Source organism: Lentibacillus juripiscarius, assembly GCF_042685205.1.
In the GTDB taxonomy this organism is placed as follows: Bacteria; Bacillota; Bacilli; order Bacillales; family Amphibacillaceae; genus Lentibacillus; species Lentibacillus juripiscarius.
Genome location: NZ_JBHUNA010000030.1, coordinates 116,785 through 141,377, shown reverse-complemented (window position 1 = coordinate 141,377; position 24,593 = coordinate 116,785). Strand labels below are relative to the sequence as shown.

The 24,593-nt window shown below is 44.5% G+C and carries 28 protein-coding genes and 1 rRNA gene; 22 read left to right on the top strand and 7 right to left on the bottom strand.

Going from position 1 to position 24,593, the window contains the following annotated elements; translation table 11 throughout:
* Nucleotides 1–89: 89 nt before the first annotated feature.
* Nucleotides 90–205, top strand: a 5S ribosomal RNA gene (gene rrf / locus ACFSUO_RS13285).
* Between the two features lie 1,268 nt (nucleotides 206–1,473).
* Here rrf and hemQ read toward each other — a convergent pair.
* From hemQ to ACFSUO_RS13270, 3 genes are all read right to left on the bottom strand, one after another.
* Complete coding sequence (hemQ, locus tag ACFSUO_RS13280; protein WP_382394865.1) at nucleotides 1,474–2,214, bottom strand: hydrogen peroxide-dependent heme synthase; 741 nt, start codon at nucleotides 2,212–2,214, stop codon at nucleotides 1,474–1,476.
* A 221-nt stretch (nucleotides 2,215–2,435) separates the two neighbouring features.
* Nucleotides 2,436–2,609, bottom strand: coding sequence for a hypothetical protein (locus ACFSUO_RS13275; protein WP_382394863.1), 174 nt, complete (start codon nucleotides 2,607–2,609; stop codon nucleotides 2,436–2,438).
* A 66-nt stretch (nucleotides 2,610–2,675) separates the two neighbouring features.
* A complete protein-coding gene (locus ACFSUO_RS13270; protein ID WP_382394861.1) occupies nucleotides 2,676–3,944 on the bottom strand; it encodes a BaiN/RdsA family NAD(P)/FAD-dependent oxidoreductase in 1,269 nt (422 codons plus the stop codon).
* Between the two features lie 153 nt (nucleotides 3,945–4,097).
* Here ACFSUO_RS13270 and ACFSUO_RS13265 point away from each other — a divergent pair, with 153 nt between their 5' ends.
* Both ACFSUO_RS13265 and ACFSUO_RS13260 read left to right on the top strand, forming a co-directional pair.
* Nucleotides 4,098–5,717, top strand: coding sequence for a putative polysaccharide biosynthesis protein (locus ACFSUO_RS13265; protein WP_382394859.1), 1,620 nt, complete (start codon nucleotides 4,098–4,100; stop codon nucleotides 5,715–5,717).
* A 14-nt stretch (nucleotides 5,718–5,731) separates the two neighbouring features.
* A complete protein-coding gene (locus tag ACFSUO_RS13260) occupies nucleotides 5,732–6,460 on the top strand; it encodes a pseudouridine synthase (RefSeq protein WP_382394857.1) in 729 nt (242 codons plus the stop codon).
* 97 nt (nucleotides 6,461–6,557) lie between these two features.
* Here the strand turns inward: ACFSUO_RS13260 and ACFSUO_RS13255 are convergent, their stop codons facing one another.
* A complete protein-coding gene (locus tag ACFSUO_RS13255; protein ID WP_382394855.1) occupies nucleotides 6,558–6,776 on the bottom strand; it encodes a DeoR family transcriptional regulator in 219 nt (72 codons plus the stop codon).
* Between the two features lie 164 nt (nucleotides 6,777–6,940).
* Between ACFSUO_RS13255 and thpR the strand changes: the two genes are divergently transcribed.
* The 3 genes from thpR to ACFSUO_RS13240 all read left to right on the top strand — a co-directional run bounded on the left by thpR (nucleotide 6,941) and on the right by ACFSUO_RS13240 (nucleotide 8,655).
* A complete protein-coding gene (thpR, locus tag ACFSUO_RS13250; protein WP_382394853.1) occupies nucleotides 6,941–7,501 on the top strand; it encodes an RNA 2',3'-cyclic phosphodiesterase in 561 nt (186 codons plus the stop codon).
* Nucleotides 7,502–7,654 (top strand): hypothetical protein, encoded by a 153-nt coding sequence (locus ACFSUO_RS13245; protein ID WP_382394851.1) that lies wholly within the window; start codon nucleotides 7,502–7,504, stop codon nucleotides 7,652–7,654. It abuts the gene before it with no gap.
* 185 nt (nucleotides 7,655–7,839) lie between these two features.
* Complete coding sequence (locus ACFSUO_RS13240; protein WP_382394849.1) at nucleotides 7,840–8,655, top strand: phosphotransferase; 816 nt, start codon at nucleotides 7,840–7,842, stop codon at nucleotides 8,653–8,655.
* On the opposite strand, the gene ACFSUO_RS13235 is transcribed toward ACFSUO_RS13240, so the two are convergent.
* Nucleotides 8,642–8,929: a YtzH-like family protein gene (locus ACFSUO_RS13235; RefSeq protein WP_382394847.1), complete on the bottom strand. Its 288-nt coding sequence runs from the start codon at nucleotides 8,927–8,929 to the stop codon at nucleotides 8,642–8,644. The genes ACFSUO_RS13240 and ACFSUO_RS13235 overlap by 14 nt on opposite strands.
* 72 nt (nucleotides 8,930–9,001) lie before the next feature.
* Here ACFSUO_RS13235 and trmB point away from each other — a divergent pair, with 72 nt between their 5' ends.
* Entirely contained in the window at nucleotides 9,002–9,640 is a 639-nt protein-coding gene (gene trmB, locus ACFSUO_RS13230; RefSeq protein WP_382394845.1) for a tRNA (guanosine(46)-N7)-methyltransferase TrmB, read from the top strand.
* Between the two features lie 98 nt (nucleotides 9,641–9,738).
* On the top strand, nucleotides 9,739–10,593 hold the full coding sequence (locus ACFSUO_RS13225) for a YtnP family quorum-quenching lactonase (RefSeq protein ID WP_382394843.1): 855 nt from the start codon (nucleotides 9,739–9,741) through the stop codon (nucleotides 10,591–10,593).
* Nucleotides 10,594–10,726: 133 nt separating this feature from the next.
* Here ACFSUO_RS13225 and ACFSUO_RS13220 read toward each other — a convergent pair whose 3' ends face one another.
* Nucleotides 10,727–11,041: a PepSY domain-containing protein gene (locus ACFSUO_RS13220; protein WP_382394841.1), complete on the bottom strand. Its 315-nt coding sequence runs from the start codon at nucleotides 11,039–11,041 to the stop codon at nucleotides 10,727–10,729.
* A 167-nt stretch (nucleotides 11,042–11,208) separates the two neighbouring features.
* On the opposite strand from ACFSUO_RS13220, the gene ACFSUO_RS13215 reads away from it, so the two are divergent.
* Both ACFSUO_RS13215 and ACFSUO_RS13210 read left to right on the top strand, forming a co-directional pair.
* On the top strand, nucleotides 11,209–12,273 hold the full coding sequence (locus ACFSUO_RS13215) for a M42 family metallopeptidase (protein ID WP_382394839.1): 1,065 nt from the start codon (nucleotides 11,209–11,211) through the stop codon (nucleotides 12,271–12,273).
* Between the two features lie 9 nt (nucleotides 12,274–12,282).
* Nucleotides 12,283–12,792 carry a DUF84 family protein gene (locus ACFSUO_RS13210; RefSeq protein WP_382394837.1) on the top strand — a complete coding sequence of 170 codons (510 nt, stop codon included), beginning with the start codon at nucleotides 12,283–12,285 and terminating at the stop codon, nucleotides 12,790–12,792.
* An 89-nt stretch (nucleotides 12,793–12,881) separates the two neighbouring features.
* Here ACFSUO_RS13210 and ACFSUO_RS13205 read toward each other — a convergent pair whose 3' ends face one another.
* A complete protein-coding gene (locus tag ACFSUO_RS13205) occupies nucleotides 12,882–13,322 on the bottom strand; it encodes a YtoQ family protein (protein ID WP_382394835.1) in 441 nt (146 codons plus the stop codon).
* Nucleotides 13,323–13,478: 156 nt separating this feature from the next.
* Here ACFSUO_RS13205 and ACFSUO_RS13200 point away from each other — a divergent pair, with 156 nt between their 5' ends.
* The 12 genes from ACFSUO_RS13200 to ACFSUO_RS13145 all read left to right on the top strand — a co-directional run bounded on the left by ACFSUO_RS13200 (nucleotide 13,479) and on the right by ACFSUO_RS13145 (nucleotide 24,506).
* Nucleotides 13,479–14,018, top strand: a complete 540-nt coding sequence (locus ACFSUO_RS13200) for a hypothetical protein (RefSeq protein WP_382394833.1) — start codon at nucleotides 13,479–13,481, stop codon at nucleotides 14,016–14,018.
* A gap of 143 nt (nucleotides 14,019–14,161) precedes the next feature.
* A complete protein-coding gene (locus tag ACFSUO_RS13195) occupies nucleotides 14,162–14,479 on the top strand; it encodes a thioredoxin family protein (RefSeq protein WP_382394831.1) in 318 nt (105 codons plus the stop codon).
* 16 nt (nucleotides 14,480–14,495) lie between these two features.
* Nucleotides 14,496–15,305 (top strand): DUF1444 domain-containing protein, encoded by an 810-nt coding sequence (locus ACFSUO_RS13190; protein WP_382394829.1) that lies wholly within the window; start codon nucleotides 14,496–14,498, stop codon nucleotides 15,303–15,305.
* Between the two features lie 30 nt (nucleotides 15,306–15,335).
* A complete protein-coding gene (gene ytpR, locus ACFSUO_RS13185; RefSeq protein ID WP_382394827.1) occupies nucleotides 15,336–15,938 on the top strand; it encodes a YtpR family tRNA-binding protein in 603 nt (200 codons plus the stop codon).
* A 202-nt stretch (nucleotides 15,939–16,140) separates the two neighbouring features.
* Complete coding sequence (locus ACFSUO_RS13180) at nucleotides 16,141–16,398, top strand: hypothetical protein (RefSeq protein ID WP_382394825.1); 258 nt, start codon at nucleotides 16,141–16,143, stop codon at nucleotides 16,396–16,398.
* Between the two features lie 772 nt (nucleotides 16,399–17,170).
* On the top strand, nucleotides 17,171–19,366 hold the full coding sequence (locus ACFSUO_RS13175; RefSeq protein WP_382394823.1) for a DNA translocase FtsK: 2,196 nt from the start codon (nucleotides 17,171–17,173) through the stop codon (nucleotides 19,364–19,366).
* Nucleotides 19,367–19,453: 87 nt separating this feature from the next.
* Entirely contained in the window at nucleotides 19,454–20,578 is a 1,125-nt protein-coding gene (locus ACFSUO_RS13170; RefSeq protein ID WP_382394821.1) for a nicotinate phosphoribosyltransferase, read from the top strand.
* A gap of 150 nt (nucleotides 20,579–20,728) precedes the next feature.
* On the top strand, nucleotides 20,729–22,066 hold the full coding sequence (gene murC, locus ACFSUO_RS13165; RefSeq protein ID WP_382394819.1) for a UDP-N-acetylmuramate--L-alanine ligase: 1,338 nt from the start codon (nucleotides 20,729–20,731) through the stop codon (nucleotides 22,064–22,066).
* A 32-nt stretch (nucleotides 22,067–22,098) separates the two neighbouring features.
* Nucleotides 22,099–22,284, top strand: a complete 186-nt coding sequence (locus ACFSUO_RS13160; protein ID WP_382394817.1) for a hypothetical protein — start codon at nucleotides 22,099–22,101, stop codon at nucleotides 22,282–22,284.
* Nucleotides 22,285–22,384: 100 nt separating this feature from the next.
* Nucleotides 22,385–22,792: a DUF948 domain-containing protein gene (locus ACFSUO_RS13155; protein ID WP_382394815.1), complete on the top strand. Its 408-nt coding sequence runs from the start codon at nucleotides 22,385–22,387 to the stop codon at nucleotides 22,790–22,792.
* A gap of 46 nt (nucleotides 22,793–22,838) precedes the next feature.
* Entirely contained in the window at nucleotides 22,839–23,243 is a 405-nt protein-coding gene (locus tag ACFSUO_RS13150; RefSeq protein ID WP_382394813.1) for a YtxH domain-containing protein, read from the top strand.
* Nucleotides 23,244–23,417: 174 nt separating this feature from the next.
* Complete coding sequence (locus tag ACFSUO_RS13145; protein ID WP_382394811.1) at nucleotides 23,418–24,506, top strand: bifunctional 3-deoxy-7-phosphoheptulonate synthase/chorismate mutase; 1,089 nt, start codon at nucleotides 23,418–23,420, stop codon at nucleotides 24,504–24,506.
* Nucleotides 24,507–24,593: the final 87 nt, after the last annotated feature.

Genomic DNA, 24,593 nt, shown 5'->3' with positions numbered 1-24,593 from the left:
ACGAAGAAATCAGCCGATCACTTGGTTACGGAAGTGGCTTTGATTACTCACTTAACCTTGCGGATCGCAAAACCATTAACAAATTCAGGTCTGGCAGCGATAGTGGAGAGGACACACCTGTTCCCATGCCGAACACAGCAGTTAAGCTCTCCAGCGCCGATGGTAGTTGGGGCCTTGCCCCTGCGAGAGTAGGATGCCGCCAGGCAAACAAAAGCCAGTGTACGAAGATTTCGTGCACTGGCTTTTTTAGTATAACAATTTATTCCCCATATAATCTGACCCATAAAGTATTTCATGAACAGAAACTTTCTCTCGATAGGACGAAATATTTATTTTTACTGTAATAAATAGAATTGAAACCATATAAAAGCGCTCACCCATAAGATTCTGGAATCTTTGCTGCATAAAGACGAAACCCCGCCTTTCCAAGCTAATCGGCAAATCGGGGATGATATACCCTTATTTAAAGGCTGTTTTAGTAATCTTCGTTGTTTTTTCATCGTAGTTGATATAAGCTACGACACACTGAAAATTTCATTAGTGCTGTTCTGATTACCGTTAAGTGCTCAGAGACGCTCCGGCAGAATACTTGGTGCTCGTCGTGTTGCAAGTTTTTCGACGAAGCAGCACTCCTCGCAGGTTGAAGCGTACTCGGTGAAGCTTTGCTTTGTGCTCGTCGTGTTGCAAGTTTTTCGGTGAAGCAGCACTCCTTGCACAAGGGGGGGATTTTCATCCATTGATTTGGTGAAAAGTCTCCCATTTTTTCTTTGAATTAATCAACATTTGAAAAAAGGGGCACCTTTTCAGTGGCCTCGACTTTTAGTTTTAAGAAACCTTCTCTCGAACTTTTCGGCCTATTTTTGGGTGACTTTTGGCCTTGAGAAGCCTTCTCACGGACTTTTCGGCGCGCTTTTGGATGGCTTTTGGCCTTGAGAAGCCTTCTCACGGACTTTTCGGCTCGCTTTTAGGTGGCTTTTGGCCTTGAGAAGCCTTCTCACGGACATTTCGGCCCGCTTTTAGGTGGCTTTTGGCCTTGAGAAGCTCCCTCACGGACATTTCGGCCCGATTTTGGGTGGGTTTTGGCCTTGAGAAGCTCTCTCACGGACATTTCGGCTCGCTTTTAGGTGGCTTTTGGACTTGAGAAGCCTACTCTCGGACATTTCGGCTCGCTTTTAGGTGACTTTTGGTCTTGAGAAGCCTTCTCTTGGACTTTTTAGCCCGCTTTTGGATGACTTTTGGCCATGAGAAGCCTTCTCTCGGACTTTTAGCGGCGCCTTCCCGCGTAGGAGGCTGAAGCTGTGCCCGCGGTAAAGAAGACACTGCGAAAAGCGTGAGGTTGAGCAGGTGTCGCACTTATGCCTGTGGTGAAAGCGACTGCCCGGAGTGGAAATCAACGTAGGCAGTTACGTCGCAGTTTAGACAAATTGTTAAACAGGCATTCTTTAGAATGAACAAAAGGCAAAAAACGAAGGTCTATTTAAAAAATGCATGTATCTCGTTTGCTGGAAGGAGATGCCCGATATAGAAGCTTCCAAAAATGGCATACTTGGCGCTTACCTCGTCAAACCGTGTATCATAAATGAGCTTTTTAAACCGGAGCGGGTCGTCACAGAACAAGGAAACGCCCCATTCGTAATCATCAAGTCCGATTGACCCGGTAATGATCCTTTTAATATCTTGTGTATATGGCTTGCTTGTGGCAATATGCTCATACATCATCCGGCCACGTTCTTCTTTTGGAAGTGTGAACCAATTGTTTATCTCTCCACGGGATTTGCTCATAGGGTAAAAGCAAATATAATCTGATTTAGGAATCACGGGGTACAATTTCTCCAGCATTGCGGGATCCTTGTATGGATCTGTTTCCCGTTTGGAATAAGTGCTCTTTTCAATAATGGATACATATGAATAGACAGGCTGAGTGTAGTGAGCCATTGCTGTTTTGTTGAATTGATTCTCTAATATATTTATGTCCTTCATGCTTGGCCGAAGCACCATGAACATCAAATCAGCTTTTTGTCCGACAATGGAGTACAGTGCATGGCTGCCGTTTTTTGCGTCTTCAATGTCTTGCCATTGCTCCAGCAGTGTGCTGAATTCTTCTAATGCAGCTTGCTGTTCGCTTTCTGTTGCTAGCTGCCATTTTTCCCAATCCATATTTCTGAAATCATGAAGTGCATACCATCCATCAAATGTTTCAACAGATTCTGGCATAAAAAGCCCTCCTAAGTAAGATTATCATTCGATTCAATGGTACAGCTGTAAACAGGTTTCTGGTGTGATGAATATCACGTTTATTAACTGTCCATGTGACTAACATGTGATTTTTAAGTTAGAAAAACTGAGTTCTGAAAGTCATTCTTACCGGTTCATCATAAAAAAAGCGCACCAATAATTGGTACGCTTTTGGAAGCTGCAAACACCTGGCCTAATCATTAAAACGGCTGATTATTTTTGTTCATCTGGGAAACGACAGGAATCATTTGCTGCATGGCTTGTCCAAAGTTGTTGTTATTTCTCGTCATACTGTAGTACGTTGCCGCTCCGACACCGACAGAAGCAATCAGTGGCAGCCACATATTGTTATTTTGCTGCATTATTACATTCATTCCTTTCCGTTTGATGAAGTCCCCTCATTCCTAGCATTGCTGAAATAGCTTAAAAAATGCCCGGAATCAACTGCCAGCGGGACAAGCCTCTATTGCAGCGTTCATCCCAGCAATGCGGCCAGTGACTAATGCAGATGTGATGTTATACCCGCCAGTATAGCCATGAATATCGAGAATTTCGCCACAGAAATAAAGCCCATACATCATTTTTGACTGTAAGGTGTTTGGAACGACTTCTTTAATGGAAACTCCACCACCGGTAACAAATGCTTTACGCAATGGAAGTGAGCCATGGACGTTAAAATGGAATTTTTTCATTTGTTGGACGAGGCTGCGGATTACCTCGCGGGAGATATTGGCAGCTTTTTGATCTGTGCCAATATCATTGGATGTCAGCATGTAATCTAAAAATCTTTCCGGTATCATTCCTTTTAACACATTTCGAATTGATTTTTTAGGATTGTTGCTGATTTCAGCCAGGATGGACTGTATTACTTGTTCCACTGATTCGTCCGGGAACACATCGAGCTGCATTGGTACAGCTTCGCGTCCTTTCATAAGCTCTTTTACGGCAAATTGGGAACACCGCAATACAGCCGGTCCAGAAAAGCCAAAGTGTGTAAAAATCATATCCATCTGATGGGTAATGATCGGCTTATTTTTTTTATTTAAAACGGACAGGGCGACATTTCGTAATGATAATCCCTGCAGGCGTTTTTGCTGGATAAATGCTTCATTGGACGTAAGCGCCACTTCTGTCGGATATAATTCTGTGACCGTGTGACCGGCTTTTTTTGCCCATGCGTAGCCATCACCGGTAGAGCCGGTGTGTGGGACAGCTTTTCCCCCGACGGCGATGATCAATGATTTGGCCTGGATTTTTTGCCCGGAATCCAGAATGATGGTATGGTTGTTTTCGTCGTAATGAATTGCCTTTACCGGTGTATTCATTCGGACTTCGACATGAAGTTCGTCCAATTTACCGACAAGTGCATTCACTACTGATTTGGCTGAATTGGAAACAGGGAACATTCTTCCGTGGTCTTCTTCTTTCAAATGAACGCCCATGTTTTCAAAGAACGAAATGATATCGTAATTATTGAAAACAGAGAATGGACTGTACAGGAACTTTCCATTTCCGGGGATATGCCGAATGACTTCTTCTTCCGGAAGCCGGTTCGTCACGTTACAGCGTCCCCCACCGGAAATGGCCAGTTTTGTCCCGAGCTTTTTACCTTTTTCGAGTAGTATTGTGTTGGCTCCATATTCGGCGGCAGCTATGGATGCCATTAATCCGGAAGGCCCTCCGCCGATCACTGCTGTATCGTAAGACAATTCGCTTCATTCCTTTCCGTTTGTATTTTAGCATGGATTCTGTTAAAAAACGACCGGAGGAGTCTTTTGAATTTGTAGTGCTATATGATGTTTTCCGTATAATCTATGATAAAATAGCGTTATATGTAATTTACAAGTGATGCAGGTGAAAAAATGTCGAATATTGTCAAAGGAACGATGCTGCTTACAGCTGCAACATTTTTATCGAAATTTTTGGGAATGATTTATGTCATCCCGTTTCATGGGCTTGTTGGGGAAACGGGCGGAACGTTGTTTCAGTTTGCCTATACTCCTTATAATATTCTGATCAGCATTTCGACTATTGGTGTGCCATTGGCTGTTTCCAAGTTTGTCTCTAAATATAATGCACTTGGTGATTATGAAACAGGCATGCGCATGTTTAAAGCGGGCATGATGTTAATGGCTGTAACAGGTTTTATTGCTTTTCTGGCGCTTTTCTTCAGTGCAGGTTTGCTGGCTGATCAAATGATTACCAATGAGGAAACAGGTCATATTAGCACGGCCGATGTCACGCTGGTTATCCGAATGGTAAGTGTTGCGTTATTGATTATACCGGCGATGAGCATTGTCCGCGGGTTTTTCCAGGGGTATGAATCCATGGGGCCGACCGCCGTTTCACAGGTTGTGGAACAAATTGTCCGGATAAGTTTCATTTTAATCGCAACGTTTATTATTAAAGTGCTGCTGGACGGGGAAACAGTCACTGCGATAGGTTTTTCTACTTTCGCAGCATTTGTTGGTGCTTTGGCGTCGTGTATCGTTCTGTGGGTTTACTGGCGGCGGCGCAAACGGCATATTTACACACAAATAAACCAGCAGCAGTATACATACGATTTGCCGATGAAAAGCCTATTCGTTGAATTGTTCCAGTATGCCGGTCCGTTTGTGCTGATTGGGGTTGCTACACCACTGTACCAGCTGGTTGATCAGTTTACATTTGAGCGCGCAATGACAGCAATTGGAAAGAAAGACATATTTGAAACAGCGTATGCGGTGATCAATTTTTACGGCCATAAGCTAATTATTATTCCAGTGACGATTGCGACGGGCTTGTCAATGGCTATTATTCCCGCATTAACCAAAACATTTACACAAAATAATCAATCGATGCTGAATCAGCAAATCCATCAGGCATTGCAAATTGTGCTTGTTCTGGTCGTTCCGGCAGTGGCCGGGCTGTCCATGCTGTCTGATGTTGCGTATGGTTCTCTATATGGCATGGATAATATTAATATTACCGGGACATTGTTGGGGTGGTATGCACCGGCAGGCTTATTGTTTGCCATGTTTACAGTGACAGCGTCCATTCTACAGGGCATTAATGAACAGCGGTTTGCCCTGATCAGTTTAAGCGGTGGCTTGCTGATGAAAGTGCTGTTCAATATACAGCTAATTCATGTCTTCGGTGCGAAGGGATCCATTTTCGGCACGATGCTTGCTGTGGGAACCGCTGTTGCCTTGAATTTATGGCGCATACGAAAAGCTATCCAATTTCCATATAAGCAAACAATCAAGCGCTTTTTACTCATTGGCATTTTTACTGTGATTATGTGCGTCTCCATTTGGATTGTAAAAGCAGTATCCGGCCATTTTCTGGCTTATGAAGCGGACCGGCTGTCAGCAGTTCTGGTGCTCATAGCAGGTGTTGGTATCGGAGGCGGTGTTTATTTATGGTTCAGTTACCAGTCTACATTGCTTGAACGTGTGCTGGGGGACCGCGTGAAAATACTGGATCGTTTATTTCGTAAATAAAGGAGGCAGACAGCATGCGTCTGGATAAATTGCTGGCAAATATGGGCTATGGAAGCAGAAAAGACGTGAAAGCGCTGATTAAGAAAAAACAAGTAACTGTCAATGGAGAGATAGTAAAGAACACAGCCTTTCAGCTAGACCCGGAAAAAGACACGACTGCTGTGCATGGGGAAGTGGTTGAGTATCGGAAACACATCTATGTAATGATGAACAAACCACAAGGCTATGTTTCGGCTACGGTTGATGACCGCGATAGAACGGTCATTGACCTATTGCCATCTAAATATCAGGTTTTTAACCCGTTTCCTGCTGGCAGGCTTGATAAGGACACAGAGGGACTTCTGCTTATTACCAGTGATGGTGAGCTGGCCCATCAGCTGACCTCTCCAAGGAAAGATATAGAGAAAACGTATTACGCCAAAGTCCGGGGGCGGATGACAGAGGAAGATAAGCAAAGCTTTACAGATGGAATTGTATTGGATGATGGCTATCAGGCCAAACCGGCAGTACTGACTATTATGCAGAGAGGAGAACTGTCGGAAGTTGAGATAACAGTCACGGAGGGAAAGTACCACCAGGTGAAAAGAATGGTAGAGGCAGCAGGTAAAAAAGTAATTTTTTTAAAACGGATTCGGATGGGAACCCTAACACTTGATTCGGCTTTACAAACTGGTGAGTACCGCGAACTAACGGTTTCTGAAGTGGAAATGCTGCAAAATGGTGAAAACAAAGCTGACAGTTGACAGCCAGCCGTATTTTCACAACGGGGACGGCCGAACGTCCTGGAAAACATTCTAAAACACCCGCTGCTGTGGGAGAAAACATCCGATGGGACTACCCTCAGGACAAATTGACGGGTTTATCTGTGATTGTCCATTTTCCGCGAATGGGGCTTTCTACAAGTCCATTATAGGTCAGGATGTTCAAGTCACGCTGAATAGTCCGGTCGGTTGTCCCGAATTCATCCGCAATGTCCCTGGTTGAAACCGTCCCTTTCTCTCTAATGTAAAGGTAGACAGCTTTTACTCGCGTCAGCATACGTGATGTTGTCTGATTCAAAAAACCACTCCTTAATGATTTTCATTATCTTGTGGTGCTCGTGAATCTTTGCCGTAAGTTAATTTTACACCTGTTTTCATTTCAATAAAAGTGAAAAATCTTTTTGTTAAGAAAACTCTTTAACAAAGTATACGATATAATTAACAGAAAAATGAGGGGTGCCGATGAATTTACCGCATTATTTCGTTGCTGTCCCGTTGCCAGAAGAGCTTAAACAATTTTTTACTGAAAGGCAGTCCGTGTTGAAGGGACATTTGCCGTATAAACAGTGGACACACCGGGAGGATTTCCACGTGACACTGAAATTCCTTGGGGCGGCGGTAAAAAGTGATCTTGATATACTTTTGGGAGAACTTAAGCGAATCGAAACTATACCTGCTTTTGAGGTGCGAGCCGGGGAGCTGGGCACGTTTGGTAATCCAGACAAACCGCGTGTTTTATGGGGCGGTGTGGAAAGGAAACCAGAGTTGCTCCAATTACATCAGCTTGTCGAAACGGCTGCGGCCAAAGCAGGTTTTCAAAAGGAGAACCGCATGTTCAGACCGCATATCACACTGGCGAAGAAATGGAATGGCGGAAAGGTGGACCTGAAAAACTGGAAAGAACAATACAGCGGTCAGCATGCATTTTCCGTTAATCAGGTTATTGTATACCAAATTTTTCCGAGTCAATCACCCAAATATAAACCTGTCCGAACGTTTGAATTGGTGGAGGAGGGGAGTTAATTGGCGCAGCTGATAAAGCTGGAAGATGATGTTTCAAGGTATGAGTGGAATATGTACCGCTACCCAGGGCAGTTTATGCGGCTGAAACAGGATCAGTGGAGTAAACTCCATTGTCTTTGGACGACGAATTACCCGTTGATGAAATGGAAGTAGAGGAGCTGCTTCGGTGAAACGGCTGGAATGGGAAGAAGATGAAGATGCGTTTGCGATGGGGGACAAGGGAAAATAGATGCATCCAGGGGGAAAATGTTTTACTTGAAAATGAGACGGATTTTCGATAATCTGATTTTATGTGTCTGTTTACGATTGGAAAACTCGAATGATTTGAGGTATGTGCGGTGAATTGGCTTCAACAAGCAGTAGGAAAAGAATGGAATATTACTCCTGCCGGCGGACTGACAGGGGACGCTTATATTGCGGAAAAGAACGAGCAGCGTCTTTTCCTGAAAAGAAATTCATCACCCTTCCTTGCAGTTCTGTCTGCCGAGGGGATTGTTCCAAAGCTTGTATGGACAAAGCGTATGGAAAACTGCGATGTCATTACTGCTCAGGAGTGGCTTGAGGGAAGGGAACTGAAGCCGGAAGAAATGCAGCATTACCGGGTTGCCGCGCTGCTGCGGAAAATCCACAAGTCATCAGAATTGCTGCATATGCTCATGCGGCTTGGCAAAAAGCCGGTGACATCGGATGAACGTTTTGATGAAATAACCAGCCAATTAAAAAAGAATGAACTAATTGACCGTCATGAAGAAATCCGCGATGCAATTGACTATTTACAGCGCCTGCTTCCTGTCACTCGTAATCAGCAAAAAGTTGTCTGCCATTGCGATTTGAATCATCACAACGTTATTTTAACCGATAAAGGGCAGCTCTACCTTGTGGATTGGGATAATGCAATGATTGCTGACCCGGCGATGGACTTCGGGTTCGTATTAAAATGGTATATACCGCAGGAGGATTGGAATGAGTGGCTTTATCGATATGGAGCCACCCGTGACAGCCAATTGACCGAGCGAATCCACTGGTATTTAATTATGGATGCTCTTTTCTATTTTAATTGGCATTATGAGCGGGCTGAAATCAATAAAGCCTATGAACGACTGGCCGACTTGCGGAAGCTGAATGAGCATGTCAGCACGACTATTCTTGACTGAGTCCGCTGATTGCATTCACCCATGTGTCAATGTTCGTTTGGTTGGTACGGACATGTTCTTCATCATTATGGGCAATTTCACCCTGACGGCCATAATTGTATATTTCAGGAAGAAGCTGCAGCAATTGGTCATCTGAAATACTGTTGTCGGCCATCATGGACTGCACCAGCCGCTTAATCTGCTGGTATTCGGAAATGGCGCCACAGCAATCCTCTGTCTGTTCTGTCAAAATATCGTGCAGAAGCTGCAATTGATTGTGTACAGTCAATGTCATTGAACTCACCTCAGCAAATAGTTTGAACCAATACATGATATCTATGCTTATCGAAAAGGAGGTACTTAGGAAATGCGGGAGCGCCATCGAGCGTGGGCAGATGACTTTCTGCGGGACAACACCAGCCTGATTATTACGGATGCGGAAGAAAGGAAAGGCCGGTGGAAAGAATTATTTGGAAATGATCATCCAATTCATTTAGAAATTGGAACGGGAAAGGGTCAGTTTATCACCGGGATGGCCGAAAAAAATCCGGATGTTAATTTTATTGGAATTGAACTGGCTAAAAGCATTATTGTCATGGCTGGCGCAAAATTGAAAGAATCCGGAGTGACGAATGCACGTTTATTGCATGTGGATGCCGCTGACTTAAAAGAACTGTTTGCTCAAAATGAAATTTCGGCCATTTATTTGAACTTTTCCGACCCGTGGCCAAAGAAACGGCATGCTAAAAGGCGACTTACCTTTCATACATTTTTAGAGCAGTATGAGCATATTCTGCAGCCTGGCGGGGAAATCACCCTTAAAACGGATAACCAGGGACTGTTCGAATATTCGCTGGTTAGTTTTTCCGAGTTTGGGCTGAAACTGAAAGAAGTGCATCTGGACCTGCACAGTGCAGAAGTCCCGGAAAATGTCATGACCGAATACGAAGAAAAATTTTCAGCAAAAGGGCAGCCGATTTACCGGTGCCGAGCTGAATTCACCTAGAACCCCACATCCGGGTTCTTTTTTGATATGTGTTGCAATCGTTTACAATAAAACGTTAATCCGCTACACTTGAGATATAGGCAAAGGAGGAGTGACTAGTGGAATCACTGCAGATTGGACGGGCAAAACTGACATGGCTGAACGGCGGTGTGAACTTTCTGGACGGCGGAGCCATGTTTGGGGTTGTGCCGAAACCCCTTTGGGGAAAGAAATATCCGTATAATGAAAGAAATCAAATTGAGTTGCGTACAGATCCGATTTTAGTACAGCTTGATGGAAAGAATTATGTGATTGATTCCGGAATGGGCAATGGAAAACTGACGGACAAACAGATTCGCAATTTCGGTGTCCGCGAAGAATCGTCTATTGATCAGTCGCTTGCCGAATTGGGGCTGTCCACAGATGATATCGATGCCATGCTGATGACCCATTTGCATTTTGACCATGCATGCGGGCTGACGAAACCTGCTGGTGATGGCTATACATCCGTCTTTAAAAACGTAGCTATTTACGTTTCCCAGGTTGAATGGGATGAAATGCGCAATCCCAACATCCGCTCAGCCAATACATATTGGGAAATGAACTGGAAGCCGATCCAGCAGCAAGTCATTCCGTTTGAACAAGAACTTACCATCACGGACGGACTAAAAATGATTCACACTGGCGGGCATAGTGACGGACATTCCATACTGCTGTTTGAAGATGGCGATGACACATGGATTCATATGGCTGATATCATGCCGACCAACGCACACCAAAATAAATTGTGGGCCTTAGCCTATGACGACTATCCGGTTACATCGGTCCACCAGAAAGAAAAATGGATGGATTATGGATATAAGAACAAGGCGTGGTATACGTTTTATCATGACGCCTATTTCCGGGCGATTAAATTTGATGAAACCGGAAGCCGGATTGATCAAGTTGAGCGGGAGCGGTATGAATACGATTAAAGAAAAAAGCCATTTGCGCTGCAGATGGCTTTTTTCGTGGGAGTAGAAAGTGAATAAGTTGGATGGCCTTATAAGAAATATCGGCACCCGCTATAAGATGAGGCGGATGCCGAGTTTTCAATCGAACAATTTATTAAGCTGTTTCCGCTGAGTCAATAACGGTACCCGTATCAGCGTCAATATAGAACTCGTACTGCTTGTTCTCACCGTCCATATTTCGTGTGACACCACCGCGGTAGGCATGGTACAGCAGGCCATTTTTTTCATATTCTTCAGGCTTCATGTAAATCCATGAGCCACTGATTGGCCCTTGCTTTTTAAACGTTTCTTTTGCTTTTTTCAGTGCCTTCTCCGGTGTGACTGACTGATTGCGGTCAAGCTGCTGTTTTACGACATATCCTGCTGCAATCCCGGCCGCAGCGGCAATAACAATGTTTCTGGCTTTCATATTACGATCACCTCGGAAAAAATTTTTTAAACGCTTTCCTTATTATATCCTTAAGTATAACGGAAAAAAATCAAAATAGAAACCAATAAATGGCTGATGGTGGAAAGATGCAGTGTATTTCCGTTATACTTGTTTCAATACATACAAAAAACGGAGGAGGAACCATCATGGACCAGGAAACAAAAAATTTGTTCAAAAACCTGACAGAGTTACAGGGAGCCCCAGGAAATGAACACGCTATCCGAACGTTTATGCGTGGAGAGCTGGAAAAATATGCAGACGAGGTAATCCAGGACAATTTGGGCGGTGTATTTGGTGTCAAAAATGGCGACGGGCCGCGGGTCATGGTTGCGGGCCACATGGATGAAGTAGGCTGTATGGTCACCCAAATTACGAAAAATGGCATGATTCGTTTTCAGACACTGGGTGGCTGGTGGAGCCAGGTACTTTTGGCACAGCGCGTACAGATTATGACCGATGAGGGACCGGTTATCGGTGTCATTGGGTCGACACCACCACATAATTTAACACCTGAGCAGCGGAAAAAACCAATGGATACGAAAGATATGCTGATTGACATTGGAGCAGATGATCGTGCCGATGCTGAGAAGATTGGTATAAGGCCAGGCCAGTCGGTTGTTCCGATTTGTCCATTTACACCAATGGCGAACGAGAAAAAAATCCTGGCCAAAGCGTGGGACAACCGGTATGGCTGCGGACTGTCGGTTGAATTGTTGAAAGAACTGCAGGGAGAAACAGTTCCAAACAAATTGTATTCCGGTGCAACTGTGCAGGAAGAAGTGGGCTTACGCGGGGCCAAAGTTGCGGCCAACATGATTCAGCCGGATATCTTCTATGCGCTTGATGCATCTCCTGCGAATGACATGTCCGGTGATGATAAGGAATTCGGTCAGCTGGGCCAGGGTGCTTTATTGCGTATTTTTGACCGGACAATGATTACGCATCGTGGTATGCGGGAGTTTATTCTCGATACGGCTGAGTCGAATGACATTCCGTATCAGTATTTTGTTTCACAAGGCGGTACGGATGCAGGAAGTGTTCATATTGAGAATGATGGCATTCCATCAGCAGTTGTTGGCATATGCTCCCGCTATATTCACACGTCATCATCGATTATCCATGTGGATGATTATCAGGCGGCGAAAGAATTATTGGTGAAGCTTGTTAAATCGACGGATAAAAACACGGTTGAAACCATTCAAGCGAAGTAAGGTGTCATAATGGACATAATTGTTGGATCAAAAAGTCCCACCAAAATTGCTGCGGTTAAGGAAGTCTTTCTACAGGATAATGTGACAGCAAACGATACGCCTTCCCTTGTCAGTGATCAGCCGTTTTCTGATTCTGAAACAAGACAGGGTGCCATCAACCGAGCTTCAGGCAGTCTGGAAACAGCATTGCCCGGAACTGTTGGCATTGGACTGGAAGGCGGTGCAATGTACGTTGGTAATGAGTTATATTTATGCAACTGGGGTGCACTCGTAACAGCTGATAGTCACACTTTTACAGCAAGCGGGGCGCGGATTCTGCTGCCTGAAGAAATAAAGGATGCATTGATCGCCGGTGAAGAACTTGGCGATGTGATGGATAGGTATGCACAGCGGGAAAATGTACGAAAAAATGAAGGTGCTATTGGGATCTTTACGAATAAACATGTTTCACGGAAAATGATGTTCACACATGTTGTTAAGCTGTTATATGGGCAGTGGGAGTATTGGACGCGAGGGTAAAAACCTGCGGGAGGGGGTCGGCTTGTGCAGCCGCCCCCCTCTAAATCCGGATTTAGTACCCGGGTGCAGGACTGGAAGAATAATATGGATTATTCGTACAGGTAGTTCAGAACATCAAGTGCCTGGTCGATTGTTTCAACAGTGACATTCGCTTTATTGGATAATTCTTTTAACGGGTGGATCAATGATTCAGGTCGTACAAGAATTGTTGGTTTGTTCATGGTAATGGCTGCACTGGCATCCATTGCCGTGTTCCACTGTTTATATTTTTCCCCGAACAAGGCAATGACGACATCCGCTTTCTGAAGCAGTACTTCTGTACGGAAGTTGTTAATGGCGGATGCTGCATCATCCCTGTAAATATTCCCCGGCTGTTTGCCCAGTACGGCCTCACCGATGTCATCGGAACGTTCATGATTTGTCTGTGGAGCCACAAATGTCAGCGGGAGCTTTTTTTCCCTGACTTTTGCTTTGAGCTGTTCCCGCCAGTCATCGTGAATTTGTCCTGCCAGATAAACCGTCAATTCCATGAAAATCCCCTCCATTAGTAGTATCTATTTCCATCTTATCTGTTTTTACAGGCAACGCAAATGAAAAGGGTATAGCTGGAAAAATATTTCCTTGTCAAAATTTAAAATCGTAGTATGATGTAATGAGGAAAAAGTACTATGCTTGGAGGAAGAACGTTGCGAAGGATATATGTAGTAATGATTGTTTTATTCGGTATACTTGTGCTGACGGGCTGCAGCATGATTCAGTCAGAGGAGGAAGCAATTCAGCATGCCGGGGAGGCGGCTGAAAAGCAGTTTCATGCAGACGATGCCGCCGAAGCCAACCAGGAGCTGGATATATTGTCCATGTATGTACCTGCTGGATTAGAGGTGGACAAAGAAGAGGCGAGCAATATCATTCTGAAAGATGGAAGTCAGACTTATATCGTTTTTTATAATGAACTGGAAGGACCGAAAAGCAAACTGAGCTATAAGGCAGCCGCTGCAAAGGAAGACGAGGCCTTGCTCCTGGAAACCTTTGAAGATAAAGATAAATTTGGCTATATCCGGATTATGCCTGCTGATGAAGAAGACAAGTATGAATTGCAGTTGGGTGTGGGCGGGGTGAAAATCACTACCTACACACCAAAAAGCAGCATGGAAGATGATGCTGAGGCAATGATGAAAATGTCCCGATCCATTGCCTTTGAAAACAGGGAATCGGCAAGCGAATGAGGCAAAGAAAACAGCCTATCAGCAAAACGGCGGAATGAATGTTCATTCTGCCGTTTTTGCTGTGAGCCGGAGTTCTGCATCAAGATAATTGAATCAAACTGGAATGAAAGATATGATGGTAATGGACAATGGAGGTAGATAAGATGAAAGAACTTGAATCTGTGGAGCAATTCCATCATCATATTCATAATGGAAATGTTATTACTGTATTTTCAGCTGACTGGTGCCCGGACTGCAGGGTAATTGAGCCGGTATTGCCGGAAATAGAAGCAGCTTATCCCACTTGGACATTTCTTTCCATCGACCGGGATACGTTTATTGATCTCTGTCAAGAATATGGCGTATTTGGCATACCCAGCTTTATTGCATTTAAAAATGGTGAAGAAGCAGGCCGATTTGTAAGCAAGGACAGGAAAACGAAGGAAGAAATTATGACCTTTATAGAAGAAGTGAACGGCTAAAAGGGGGTGCCAGCAAATGGCAAAAATGACCAGCATTAAAATGAAAAAAATGATAGAAGGTCGGCTGGCCAAGCCGGAATTCCGAACATCGTACAACCGGGATAAAGATACATTCCGTATTGAGTGGAAAGATACGGGACAGGGGATGACGATTACGCTTCCTAACGTTGTTGCCAAATATAATGAGCGTGGAGAAGCTGCTTTAGACGATTTGGAGGAACATGTGCAGGAGGCTATGAAAATCATGCATGAACAGCATGATTTATCAGGCAAGGAAAAGCAAATTTATCCCGTTATCCGCGCCACATCATTCCCGACAGAAACGAATGCAGGATCGAAACTTGTTTTTAAAGAGCATACAGCCGAGACGCGTGTTTTTTATGCTTTGGACCTAGGAAAGTCTTATCGGCTTATTGATGAACCAATGCTGGAGCAGGAAGGCTGGTCGTACGGCTGGATTGATGAAATTGCGTCGTTCAATGTGCGGTCACTGTCAAATGATTATAAACAAGATACTGTAGCGGATAATGATTTTTACTTTGTAGCAAAACAGGATGGCTACGATGCCAGCAGGATTTTAAATGAAGCGTTCCTTGAGGAAATGCTGGCGAATGCGAAGGGGGAATTGGCTGTAGCTGTTCCCCACCAGGATGTGCTGATTTTTGCGGATATCCAGAACAAGGCCGGATACGATATACTGGCACAAATGACGATGAAGTTTTTTGCGGAAGGCCGGATACCAATCACATCCTTGCCATTCATCTATGAAGACAAAACATTGGAACCGGTTTTCATCCTTGCAAAAAACCGGCCGGAAAATAAATAGAATTGCAACAACCAGAAAGGATTGAATCGAATGGATATCTTTTACAACCCAAAAGCTGCCGGAGATGTACTCATTATTCCAATAAAAGATGGCGACCGTTACACCATCAGACATGAAAACTATGGCGATGTAACAAAAATAACCGATGAACAAGGTGATATACTGGGCTATAATCTATTTTCTGCTTCCACCTATGTTGATTTGAACGCTACCGGCAAAATAGCGATGAACGAATCATTGCTCCATCAGCTGAAAGAAGCTTTCACAAAAAATAATCTGCATGATTCGCTTGATTTTGACTTAAGTTCATCGTTTGTTGTTGGCTATGTTAAGGAAAAAGAACAGCATGAAAATGCCGATAAACTGAGTGTTTGCCAGGTGGATACAGGGGATGAACAGCTGCAGATTGTTTGCGGGGCACCAAATGTCGAAGCAGGACAGAAAGTCGTAGTTGCGAAGGTTGGAGCTGTCATGCCAGGCGGAATGAAAATCAAAGCAACAGAGCTCCGCGGTGTGCCTTCCAATGGTATGATATGCTCGCAGAAAGAACTCGGACTGCCCGGTGCCCCTGAGGAAAAAGGCATATATGTCCTAGACGAATCCTATGAAACAGGTCAGCCATTTGAATTTTAAACAAAAACAACCTGCGTCTTTTTGACAAGGGTTGTTTTTTTATGGCTCCTTTCGTAAACTTGGTTGTTTTTCCAGTACAGATGTAGATAGAAAGTGAAAATTCATTAAGTGGGGGGTTCGACGCATAGTACGTGCTAGTGCAGGCGTTGCGACAAGGACTTCGCGATTTTAGCCTGCCCCTTCCTCCCAGACTGAATGTTAGTTGAACGAATCAGGAATTTACGACGCACAGGACAGGGAAGGCTTTGACAGCAACACATCGCGCGAAGAAAAAGCGATTTTCTTTTTCAAGGACGTGCTAGTGCCGATAATGCGACAGGACGTCACGTTATTATCGGGCGGGCTTTTGGCCTTGAGAAGCCTTCTCACGGACTTTTCGGCCCGCTTTTGGATGGTTTATGGCCTTGAGAAGCCCTCTCACGGACTTTTCGGCCCGCTTTTGGGTGGTTTATGGCCTTGAGAAGCCCTCTCACGGACTTTTCGGCCCGCTTTTGGGTGGTTTATGGCCTTGAGAAGCCTTCTCACGGACTTTTCGGCCCGCTTTTGGGTGGTTTATGGCCTTGAGAAGCCCTCTCACGGACTTTTCGGCCCGCTTTTGGGTGGTTTATGGCCTTGAGAAGCTTTCTCTCGGACTTTTTGGCCCGCTTTTGGGTGGCTTTTGGCCTTGAGAAGCTTTCTCACGGACTTTTCGGCCCGCTTTTGGGTGGTTTATGGCCTTGAGAAGCCCTCTCACGGACTTTTCGGCCCGCTTTTGGGTGGTTTATGGCCTTGAGAAGCCCTCTCACGGACTTTTCGGCCCACTTTTGGGTGGTTTATGGCCTTGAGAAGCCCTCTCACGGACTTTTCGGCCCACTTTTGGGTGGTTTATGGCCTTGAGAAACCTTCTCACGGACTTTTCTGCAGCTTTTTCGCTTTTCCGCGAGGAGGCTGAAGCCGTGCCCGCGGTAAAGAAGACGCTGTGAAAAGGACGTCGGCTATATTCGTCAAGTCCTATGACAACGCCGACCCTGGAACATCCTGTTCGTCGGAGAAGACGTCGCGCTTATGCCCTATGGGTGAAAGCGACTGCCCGGAGTGGTCTGCTGTGTCGCAGTTTATACAAATTGTTCAGCAGGGCTTCATTCTCTGGATACAACAATCTTTTAGAAAACAGCCCTTTTTATCCTCCCATTCGACACAAAAAATTGGTAAACTGAAGACAGTGCTATTTTGATAGAAATGAGTGGATACATATGTGGGATCGATTGAAAAAGAAACTCAGCAACCTTTTTTTTGAGGAAATTGATGATAAAGAAGATGAAGCACCAGTGGAATGGAACGACAGCAAACAGGAATTGCGCACCAAAATGACATACCAATATCCGGCAAGGAAGCCATTCCGTTTTCCTGTCATCCCTGATGCTTCCTCTAAAGAATCAAATGATTCGGAGTCGGAAAAACCAGCATTTTCCCGAAAACAATCAGGAAGCAAGGAAAAGGCTAATCCGGAGCAGCAGCCGGAGCAAGAAACACAGCAGGACAGGAAAGTTTATAAACCGGATTATGGTGAGCCGTTCACCCCTAGTGATGTACCGTCACCGATTTACGGTTTTCAGAAGCGTGACAAATCGGAAGAAGAATATAACGAAATTCCAGCGTTTCAGCGAAAACAGGAGCGTGAGCGTTCATCATCAATGCTAGAAGAAGAGGTACCTTCAGAACCGGCGGTGGAACAACCACAAACGGAACCATCTGAAGCCGTTATAGAAAATACCGCCGTCTCGAGTGATGATTTGCCTTTTAAAACTAATCAGGAGGAGGAAGAACAAGCTAAACCGGAAACAGAAAAACGTGAGCCGGATAACCAAACAAGGCAGCCGAAGCCGCAACGGCAAAAAAACCGCAGACAGAAAGACGACCAGCCGAACAGTCAAAAACCACTGCCATTCAACGTTATGATGTCGGCAAACGATAAACGGAAACAGACACAAAGTCGGAGAAAGCCAGAGCCTGTCCGTTCACCTGTACCAAAAGATGAACCGGCAGAAGCAAGCACCATTCCATACCATTTACTGGATGATCCGGAGCCGAAAAATACCCAGGACCAAGCATGGATGAGCAATGAAAAAGAACTTCTCGAAAAGACGCTGAAGCATTTCCATGTCCGGGCAAAGGTGGTTCACACAACCCAGGGGCCATCGGTAACAAGGTTTGAAGTGCAGCCGGAACCGGGAGTAAAAGTGAGTAAAATTAAAAACCTGAGTGATGACCTGAAACTGAATATGGCGGCAAAAGACATTCGGATGGAAGCACCAATTCCAGGAAAAAGTACGATTGGGATTGAAATCCCTAACCAGCATGCACAAAAAGTGGGGCTGCAGGAGATTTTCGATTCGGAACCTTTTCAAGCGAGCACATCTTCGTTGACGGTCGGTCTTGGGTTAAGCATTGAGGGGGAGCCGCAAGTAACGGACATTCAAAAAATGCCGCACGGGCTAATCGCAGGCGCAACCGGATCAGGTAAAAGTGTCTGTATCAACGCTATTTTGATCAGCCTTTTGTATAAAGCAAACCATGACGAAGTGAAATTTTTAATGATTGACCCTAAAATGGTTGAACTGGCACCGTTCAATGGCATTCCGCACCTTTTATCACCTGTGATTACGGATGTCAAAGCGGCAACAGCTTCTCTGAAATGGGCGGTAGGCGAGATGGAAGAACGATATGATAAGTTTGTTCAGGAAGGTGTCCGGGACGTCAAACGATTCAACCAAAAAATGGCCCGGGAACATCGTCAAGAGGAAAGAATGCCGTTTATCGTCATTGTAATTGACGAACTTGCCGATTTGATGATGGCTGCACCACAGGACGTGGAAGATGCCATTAGCCGGATTGCCCAGAAAGCACGTGCTTGTGGCATACATTTGCTGCTTGCCACTCAGCGCCCGTCCGTTGACGTTATTACAGGCCTGATTAAAGCAAATATTCCGACTCGCATCGCCTTTAGTGTGTCGTCACAAGTCGATTCCAGAACGATTCTGGATGCCAGCGGTGCCGAAAAATTGCTTGGTAATGGCGATATGCTGTTCACGGAAAACGGTGCAGGCAAAAGTGTACGAATACAAGGCGCATTTGTTTCGGATGATGAAATTGATCGGGTGACCGACTATGCACGATCCATTGCTGAGCCGGAATACCAATTTGAGCAGGATCAGCTGCTGGCTCAGATAACGAAGGATGACGAAACAGATGACTTGCTTGAGGATGCGATTGATTTTGTTGTGCAGCATGACAGTGCGAGCACGTCGCTCCTGCAGCGGCAGTTCAAAATTGGCTACAACCGAGCTGCCAGACTGATGGATGCTATGGAAAACCAAGGCATTATCGCACAGCAAAACGGCAGCAAACCGCGCGAAGTTCTTGTGACTGCTGCGCAAATAGAAAACTAAAAAGCCACTTGTCTAGTTCCCCTTCTTTTTATATGATAAGGGAGAATGTATTTTTTAAAAATCTTTTTGTATACGAGGAGAAACGGTATGAAGGAAATCACCAAAAAATTGAATGGCGACATTAAGCGCTTGACGAATAAAACATTCAAGTTCGATGAACGGATTAAAGAAGGATGGTTTTCAGCTGTTTACTTTCTGAAAACGAAAGAAATAGCAGAAAAAAAGCAGCCAAATAATCATGTGACCATGCAGTTTTTTCAAAAAACCAGTGAAGCGGTGCTGTGTGGCACAGACGAAGCGATAGCACTCGTACATACCTTCGCTGATGAGCCGGAAAAGCTGGAAATTCACTCATTGAAAGATGGAGATAAAATCGGCCCGTATGAAACAGTACTGACCATCTCCGGCGCTTACCAGCAGTTCGGGTTTTTAGAAGGAATTATTGATGGAATTTTGGCAAGAAGAACATCAGTGGCTACGAATGTATATAATGTGGTAAAAGCGGCCAATTCATCAAGAAAACAGAAACCGGTTATTTTCATGGGTGACCGTGATGACCATTATACACAGCAGGCCGGTGATGGTTATGCAGCATTCATTGGCGGCTCAACTGCACAGGCAACCCATGCAATGAATGAGTGGTGGGGAAAAGAAGGGATGGGCACCATGCCGCATGCTATGATTCAGATGTTTCGCGGCGATGTCGTTGCAGCGTCAAAAGCCTATCATGAAATATACCCCGAAGATGAACTGGTTGCACTGGTGGACTATAACAATGATGTGATCACAGATTCGCTAAAAGTGGCCCACGCCTTTGGGGAGGAACTTGAAGCAGTACGTATCGATACATCCAGAACACTTGTTGATAAATACTTTTTGCGGAACCATCATTTAATGGGCACCTTTGATCCGAGAGGCACTAATCCCGAACTCGTTTTTGCCTTGAGGAAAGCACTGGATGATGAGGGTTTTTCCCATGTGAAGATTATGGTTAGCGGTGGATTTACGGAAAACCGGATCAGCTATTTTGAGGAAAAAGGTGTACCTGTCGACATGTATGGCGTCGGGGGCAGCCTGCTGAGAATCAACATAGGGTTCACCGGGGATAATGTGTTGTTCAATGGTGTTCCCGAGGCTAAAGAAGGACGGCGCTACAGGCCTAATCAGCGGATGGAAAAAGTCGAATACTTCCCGCAGGATGCTGACGAATGAATGACGGTATAAAATAAACCAGGCATTTGGTCCTGTTGCTCTGGCTGTTGTTTCATTCTTTGCGGCAATTTGCTATAATAGCTGAATAGCTGTTAGCGTCAACGCTAGTTGCGGAAATTGTTTCAGACATATTTTTGGAGGTTCTTTTTTATGACAACTTACCATTTTATTGGTATAAAGGGAACCGGAATGAGTGCACTTGCCCATATCCTTCATGATTCCGGGGAAAAAGTGCAGGGGTCTGATGTTGAGAAGCGATTTTTCACACAAAAAGCATTAGAGGAAAAAAACATTCCAATCTTCCCTTTTTCAGAAACAAACATCAAGAACGGCTGCACCATCATTGCGGGTAATGCTTTTTCAGATAATCATCCGGAAATAAAAGAAGCACAACGAAAAGGATTAACTTTTTATCGCTACCATGAATTTTTAGGGGAATGGCTGAAGCAATATACGAGTATTGCTGTCACAGGAGCACATGGAAAAACATCGACGACTGGTTTACTGGCCCATGTTCTTGATGCGTCCTATCCCATTTCCTATTTGATTGGTGATGGTACCGGCAAAGGTCATGTGGACAGTAAATATTTCGTGTTTGAGGCGTGTGAATACCGCCGCCACTTTCTCAGCTACAAACCGGATTATGCGATCATGACAAACATAGATTTTGATCATCCAGACTATTTCACAAGTATTGATGACGTTTTTCACGCCTTTCAGGAAATGGCGGATCAAGTTAAAAAAGGTATCATTGCCTGTGGGGATGACGAACAGCTGCAGCGAATACAGGCCAAAGTACCAGTGGTATACTACGGGTTTTCCAGTACGAATGATTTCCAGGCACAGCACGTAAGGGAAACAGCTGAAGGCACGGAGTTTGATGTATTCGTCCGCAATACGTATTATGATACATTTGAAATCCCGATGTATGGCGAGCATAATGTGCTGAATGCACTATCCGTGATTGCCATTTGCCACTATGAGGATATGAAAACCGAAACGATTAAAAAACTTAACAGCTTTGAGGGTGTTAAACGCAGGTTCACGGAAAAACAGATCGGCAGTCAGATTCTGGTTGATGATTATGCACATCATCCAAAGGAGATAACAGCGACGATTGATACAGCTCGTAAGAAATTTCCCGATAAACAAATTACTGCTATCTTTCAGCCGCATACATTCACCCGAACGAAAACCTTTCTGCAGGAATTCGCCGACAGTCTAGATCTGGCCGATCAGGTTTATCTATGTGATATATTCGGCTCCGCAAGAGAAGACAGCGGAAAACTGACGATTCACGATTTGCAGGAACGAATTGATGGAAGTGCTATTTTGGAGCTGTCTAATACAGAAGTGCTGCTGAATGCAGAAGACAGTGTACTGCTTTTTATGGGAGCAGGGGATATCCAGAAATTCCAGGAGGCTTACGAACAGGAGTTAGCATCACAGAGATTGGCATCTCAGAGAAATGATATAATGAACGCTTAAAGAAAGAGCCTGTACCCCAGGCTTTTTTTATAATGTCAGAAGTTATAAGTATGGATGACCTGATAAGTGCAGCTTGGCTTGTCGCCATTAAACCTGGCGACAAGCCAAGTTTTCTAATGTTTTTGAAAGGATTTTCCTGCATATTTGTCGAAATGAAAGAAATAATCCGTTATAGTAGGGATAAATGGGTGTATGGAATGCGTGGACGATCCGGGTGATGTTTTTAATCATTGGCAGTGGGGAATAGCTGAAAAGGTCTCTTTGCATGTGTCTGCCATTCCACCTACCGATTGCTGAAATGAAGGAGCTGATAGTGTAATGGAAATCATGTTGTACATTGCTGCATTAATTGCCGCAGTTGCTTTGGCAGTGCTTGTTATTTACACGGTTATAACGCTGAAAGCTATGCAGCGCACCATGACCAATGCGACCGATACGCTGGAGAATCTGGAAGTCCAGATGCAGGGGGTCACAACAGAAACAGCCGAACTGTTAAAGAAAACAAATAAATTGGCCGATGATGTAAATCAGAAATCGGAAAAATTGAATGGTTTATTTGATAGTGCTCAAGGGATTGGGGAAACAGCAAATAACCTGAATGGTTCATTACGGAGATGGTCAGACAGTGTTTCCAGAGCAGCTGCACACGATCAGGAGAAGGCCTCGGAAGTACTGAAATGGGGAAATGCAATTGTTGATTTCTGGAGAAAGAAAAAGAACAAATAGGCTACATTGATTATTTTTGAACGACCTTTAAAGAGGAGGAATTCGGATGGAAAACAACGAAGCAAAAAGTTTCAACGGGAAGGATTTTGTTCTTGGCTCTATCATTGGTGCCCTTGGCGGCGCTTTGACAGCGCTGCTGCTGGCACCAAAGACCGGTACTGAATTGCGCAGCGATCTTAACTCTGGAACAGTGGAATTGAAGCATCGTGCGAGTGACTGGAAAGACAAAGCATATGTGAAGGGATCTGAATGGAAAGAAACAGCCGTTGATAAAGGATCCGAATGGAAGGACAAGGCATATGTGAAAGGGTCTGAGTGGAAAGAGAAAGCTAATGACTCCACAACCAGACTTGTGCAAAAAGCACAAAAACTATCACCTGTACAGGATACAGAAACTGGCGGAGACGGACAGAGCGAATCTGCCGCAGCTAATGACATAGCAGATCAGTAGAAAGAAAAACCGGTGAATGATTCACCGGTTTTGTTATGTAAGAGCCCGTTTTGTTCTATAAAATAAAAAATAATGAATTTAGGGGTGACAAAGAAAAGACTTTACTATATAATGGTCTCTAATTATTCAAATGTGGTCTATTTTCAGAATAAAACCGTAGCAGGAGGGGTTTCCATGAGTAACGAATTAGAGCAGCTTCGAGAGCAGTTAGACAGCATCAACGAACAACTGCTGGGCTTAATCAATCAGCGTGCTGAAATTGCACAGGAGATAGGAAAGGTGAAAAATAAACAGAGCATCAATCGCTTTGATCCGGTCAGGGAGCGTAAGATGCTGGATGAATTGACAAAGCAAAATGAAGGTCCTTTTGAAAATTCAACGATCGAACATATCTTTAAAGAAATATTTAAAGCAAGTCTCGAATTGCAGGAAGATGACCACCGCAAAGCATTACTCGTTTCCCGCAAGAAAAAGCCGGAAAACACGATCATTGATATAAAAGGGGAAAAAATAGGCGACGGAAATGTACACCATGTGATGGGACCGTGTGCCGTTGAAAGCTATGACCAGGTGTCAGAAGTAGCTAAAGCAGTAAAAAGCAAGGGAGTCAATCTGCTTCGCGGTGGTGCATTTAAACCGAGGACGTCACCATACGATTTCCAGGGACTTGGACTGGAAGGGCTGAAAGTATTGAAAAAGGTTGCTGATGAATCCGGGCTTGCAGTTGTCAGTGAAATAGTTAATCCTGCAGATATCGAAAAGGCAGCCGACTATCTTGATGTTATCCAGATTGGTGCCCGGAACATGCAAAACTTTGAATTGCTGAAGGCTGCAGGTGAGGTAGATAAACCTGTTCTTTTGAAACGCGGTATGTCTGCAACCATTTCTGAGTTTCTGAATGCTGCCGAATATATTATCGCAAAAGGGAATGGCAATATCATTCTCTGTGAACGAGGAATAAGGACTTACGAGAAAGCTACCAGAAACACACTAGATATTTCAGCGGTTCCGATCTTGAAGCAGGAAACACATTTACCTGTCATGGTCGATGTTACGCACTCAACAGGCCGGCGTGATCTCCTGCTTCCAGCGGCAAGAGCAGCTCTGGCCATTGGTGCTGATGGAGTTATGGCAGAAGTTCACCCGGATCCGGCGGTAGCCTTGTCCGATGCTGCACAGCAAATGGACATTCCGACTTTCGAGAAATTCATGGATGAACTGCAAGCATTTTCCGAATCTGGACGCAGTGCTTCCATGGTATGAAATTAAATGACAATTTTATGTCTGCGGTATCTGCCCTCCAAAAAGCGGGACAGATACCGTTTTTTATTGTCCTCACAAGTGTACAGC

What these genes read in the sequence shown, in the direction of transcription:
- hemQ (WP_382394865.1), bottom strand. Translation starts at nt 2,214, where the DNA reads ATGCCAGAATCTGTTGAAACATTTGATGGATGGTATGCACTTCATGAT.
- ACFSUO_RS13275 (WP_382394863.1), bottom strand. Translation starts at nt 2,609, where the DNA reads ATGAATGTAATAATGCAGCAAAATAACAATATGTGGCTGCCACTGATT.
- ACFSUO_RS13265 (WP_382394859.1), top strand. Translation starts at nt 4,098, where the DNA reads ATGTCGAATATTGTCAAAGGAACGATGCTGCTTACAGCTGCAACATTT.
- ACFSUO_RS13260 (WP_382394857.1), top strand. Translation starts at nt 5,732, where the DNA reads ATGCGTCTGGATAAATTGCTGGCAAATATGGGCTATGGAAGCAGAAAA.
- thpR (WP_382394853.1), top strand. Translation starts at nt 6,941, where the DNA reads ATGAATTTACCGCATTATTTCGTTGCTGTCCCGTTGCCAGAAGAGCTT.
- ACFSUO_RS13235 (WP_382394847.1), bottom strand. Translation starts at nt 8,929, where the DNA reads ATGACATTGACTGTACACAATCAATTGCAGCTTCTGCACGATATTTTG.
- trmB (WP_382394845.1), top strand. Translation starts at nt 9,002, where the DNA reads ATGCGGGAGCGCCATCGAGCGTGGGCAGATGACTTTCTGCGGGACAAC.
- ACFSUO_RS13220 (WP_382394841.1), bottom strand. Translation starts at nt 11,041, where the DNA reads ATGAAAGCCAGAAACATTGTTATTGCCGCTGCGGCCGGGATTGCAGCA.
- ACFSUO_RS13215 (WP_382394839.1), top strand. Translation starts at nt 11,209, where the DNA reads ATGGACCAGGAAACAAAAAATTTGTTCAAAAACCTGACAGAGTTACAG.
- ACFSUO_RS13210 (WP_382394837.1), top strand. Translation starts at nt 12,283, where the DNA reads ATGGACATAATTGTTGGATCAAAAAGTCCCACCAAAATTGCTGCGGTT.
- ACFSUO_RS13205 (WP_382394835.1), bottom strand. Translation starts at nt 13,322, where the DNA reads ATGGAATTGACGGTTTATCTGGCAGGACAAATTCACGATGACTGGCGG.
- ACFSUO_RS13195 (WP_382394831.1), top strand. Translation starts at nt 14,162, where the DNA reads ATGAAAGAACTTGAATCTGTGGAGCAATTCCATCATCATATTCATAAT.
- ACFSUO_RS13190 (WP_382394829.1), top strand. Translation starts at nt 14,496, where the DNA reads ATGGCAAAAATGACCAGCATTAAAATGAAAAAAATGATAGAAGGTCGG.
- ytpR (WP_382394827.1), top strand. Translation starts at nt 15,336, where the DNA reads ATGGATATCTTTTACAACCCAAAAGCTGCCGGAGATGTACTCATTATT.
- ACFSUO_RS13175 (WP_382394823.1), top strand. Translation starts at nt 17,171, where the DNA reads ATGTGGGATCGATTGAAAAAGAAACTCAGCAACCTTTTTTTTGAGGAA.
- ACFSUO_RS13170 (WP_382394821.1), top strand. Translation starts at nt 19,454, where the DNA reads ATGAAGGAAATCACCAAAAAATTGAATGGCGACATTAAGCGCTTGACG.
- murC (WP_382394819.1), top strand. Translation starts at nt 20,729, where the DNA reads ATGACAACTTACCATTTTATTGGTATAAAGGGAACCGGAATGAGTGCA.
- ACFSUO_RS13160 (WP_382394817.1), top strand. Translation starts at nt 22,099, where the DNA reads ATGTCAGAAGTTATAAGTATGGATGACCTGATAAGTGCAGCTTGGCTT.
- ACFSUO_RS13155 (WP_382394815.1), top strand. Translation starts at nt 22,385, where the DNA reads ATGGAAATCATGTTGTACATTGCTGCATTAATTGCCGCAGTTGCTTTG.
- ACFSUO_RS13150 (WP_382394813.1), top strand. Translation starts at nt 22,839, where the DNA reads ATGGAAAACAACGAAGCAAAAAGTTTCAACGGGAAGGATTTTGTTCTT.
- ACFSUO_RS13145 (WP_382394811.1), top strand. Translation starts at nt 23,418, where the DNA reads ATGAGTAACGAATTAGAGCAGCTTCGAGAGCAGTTAGACAGCATCAAC.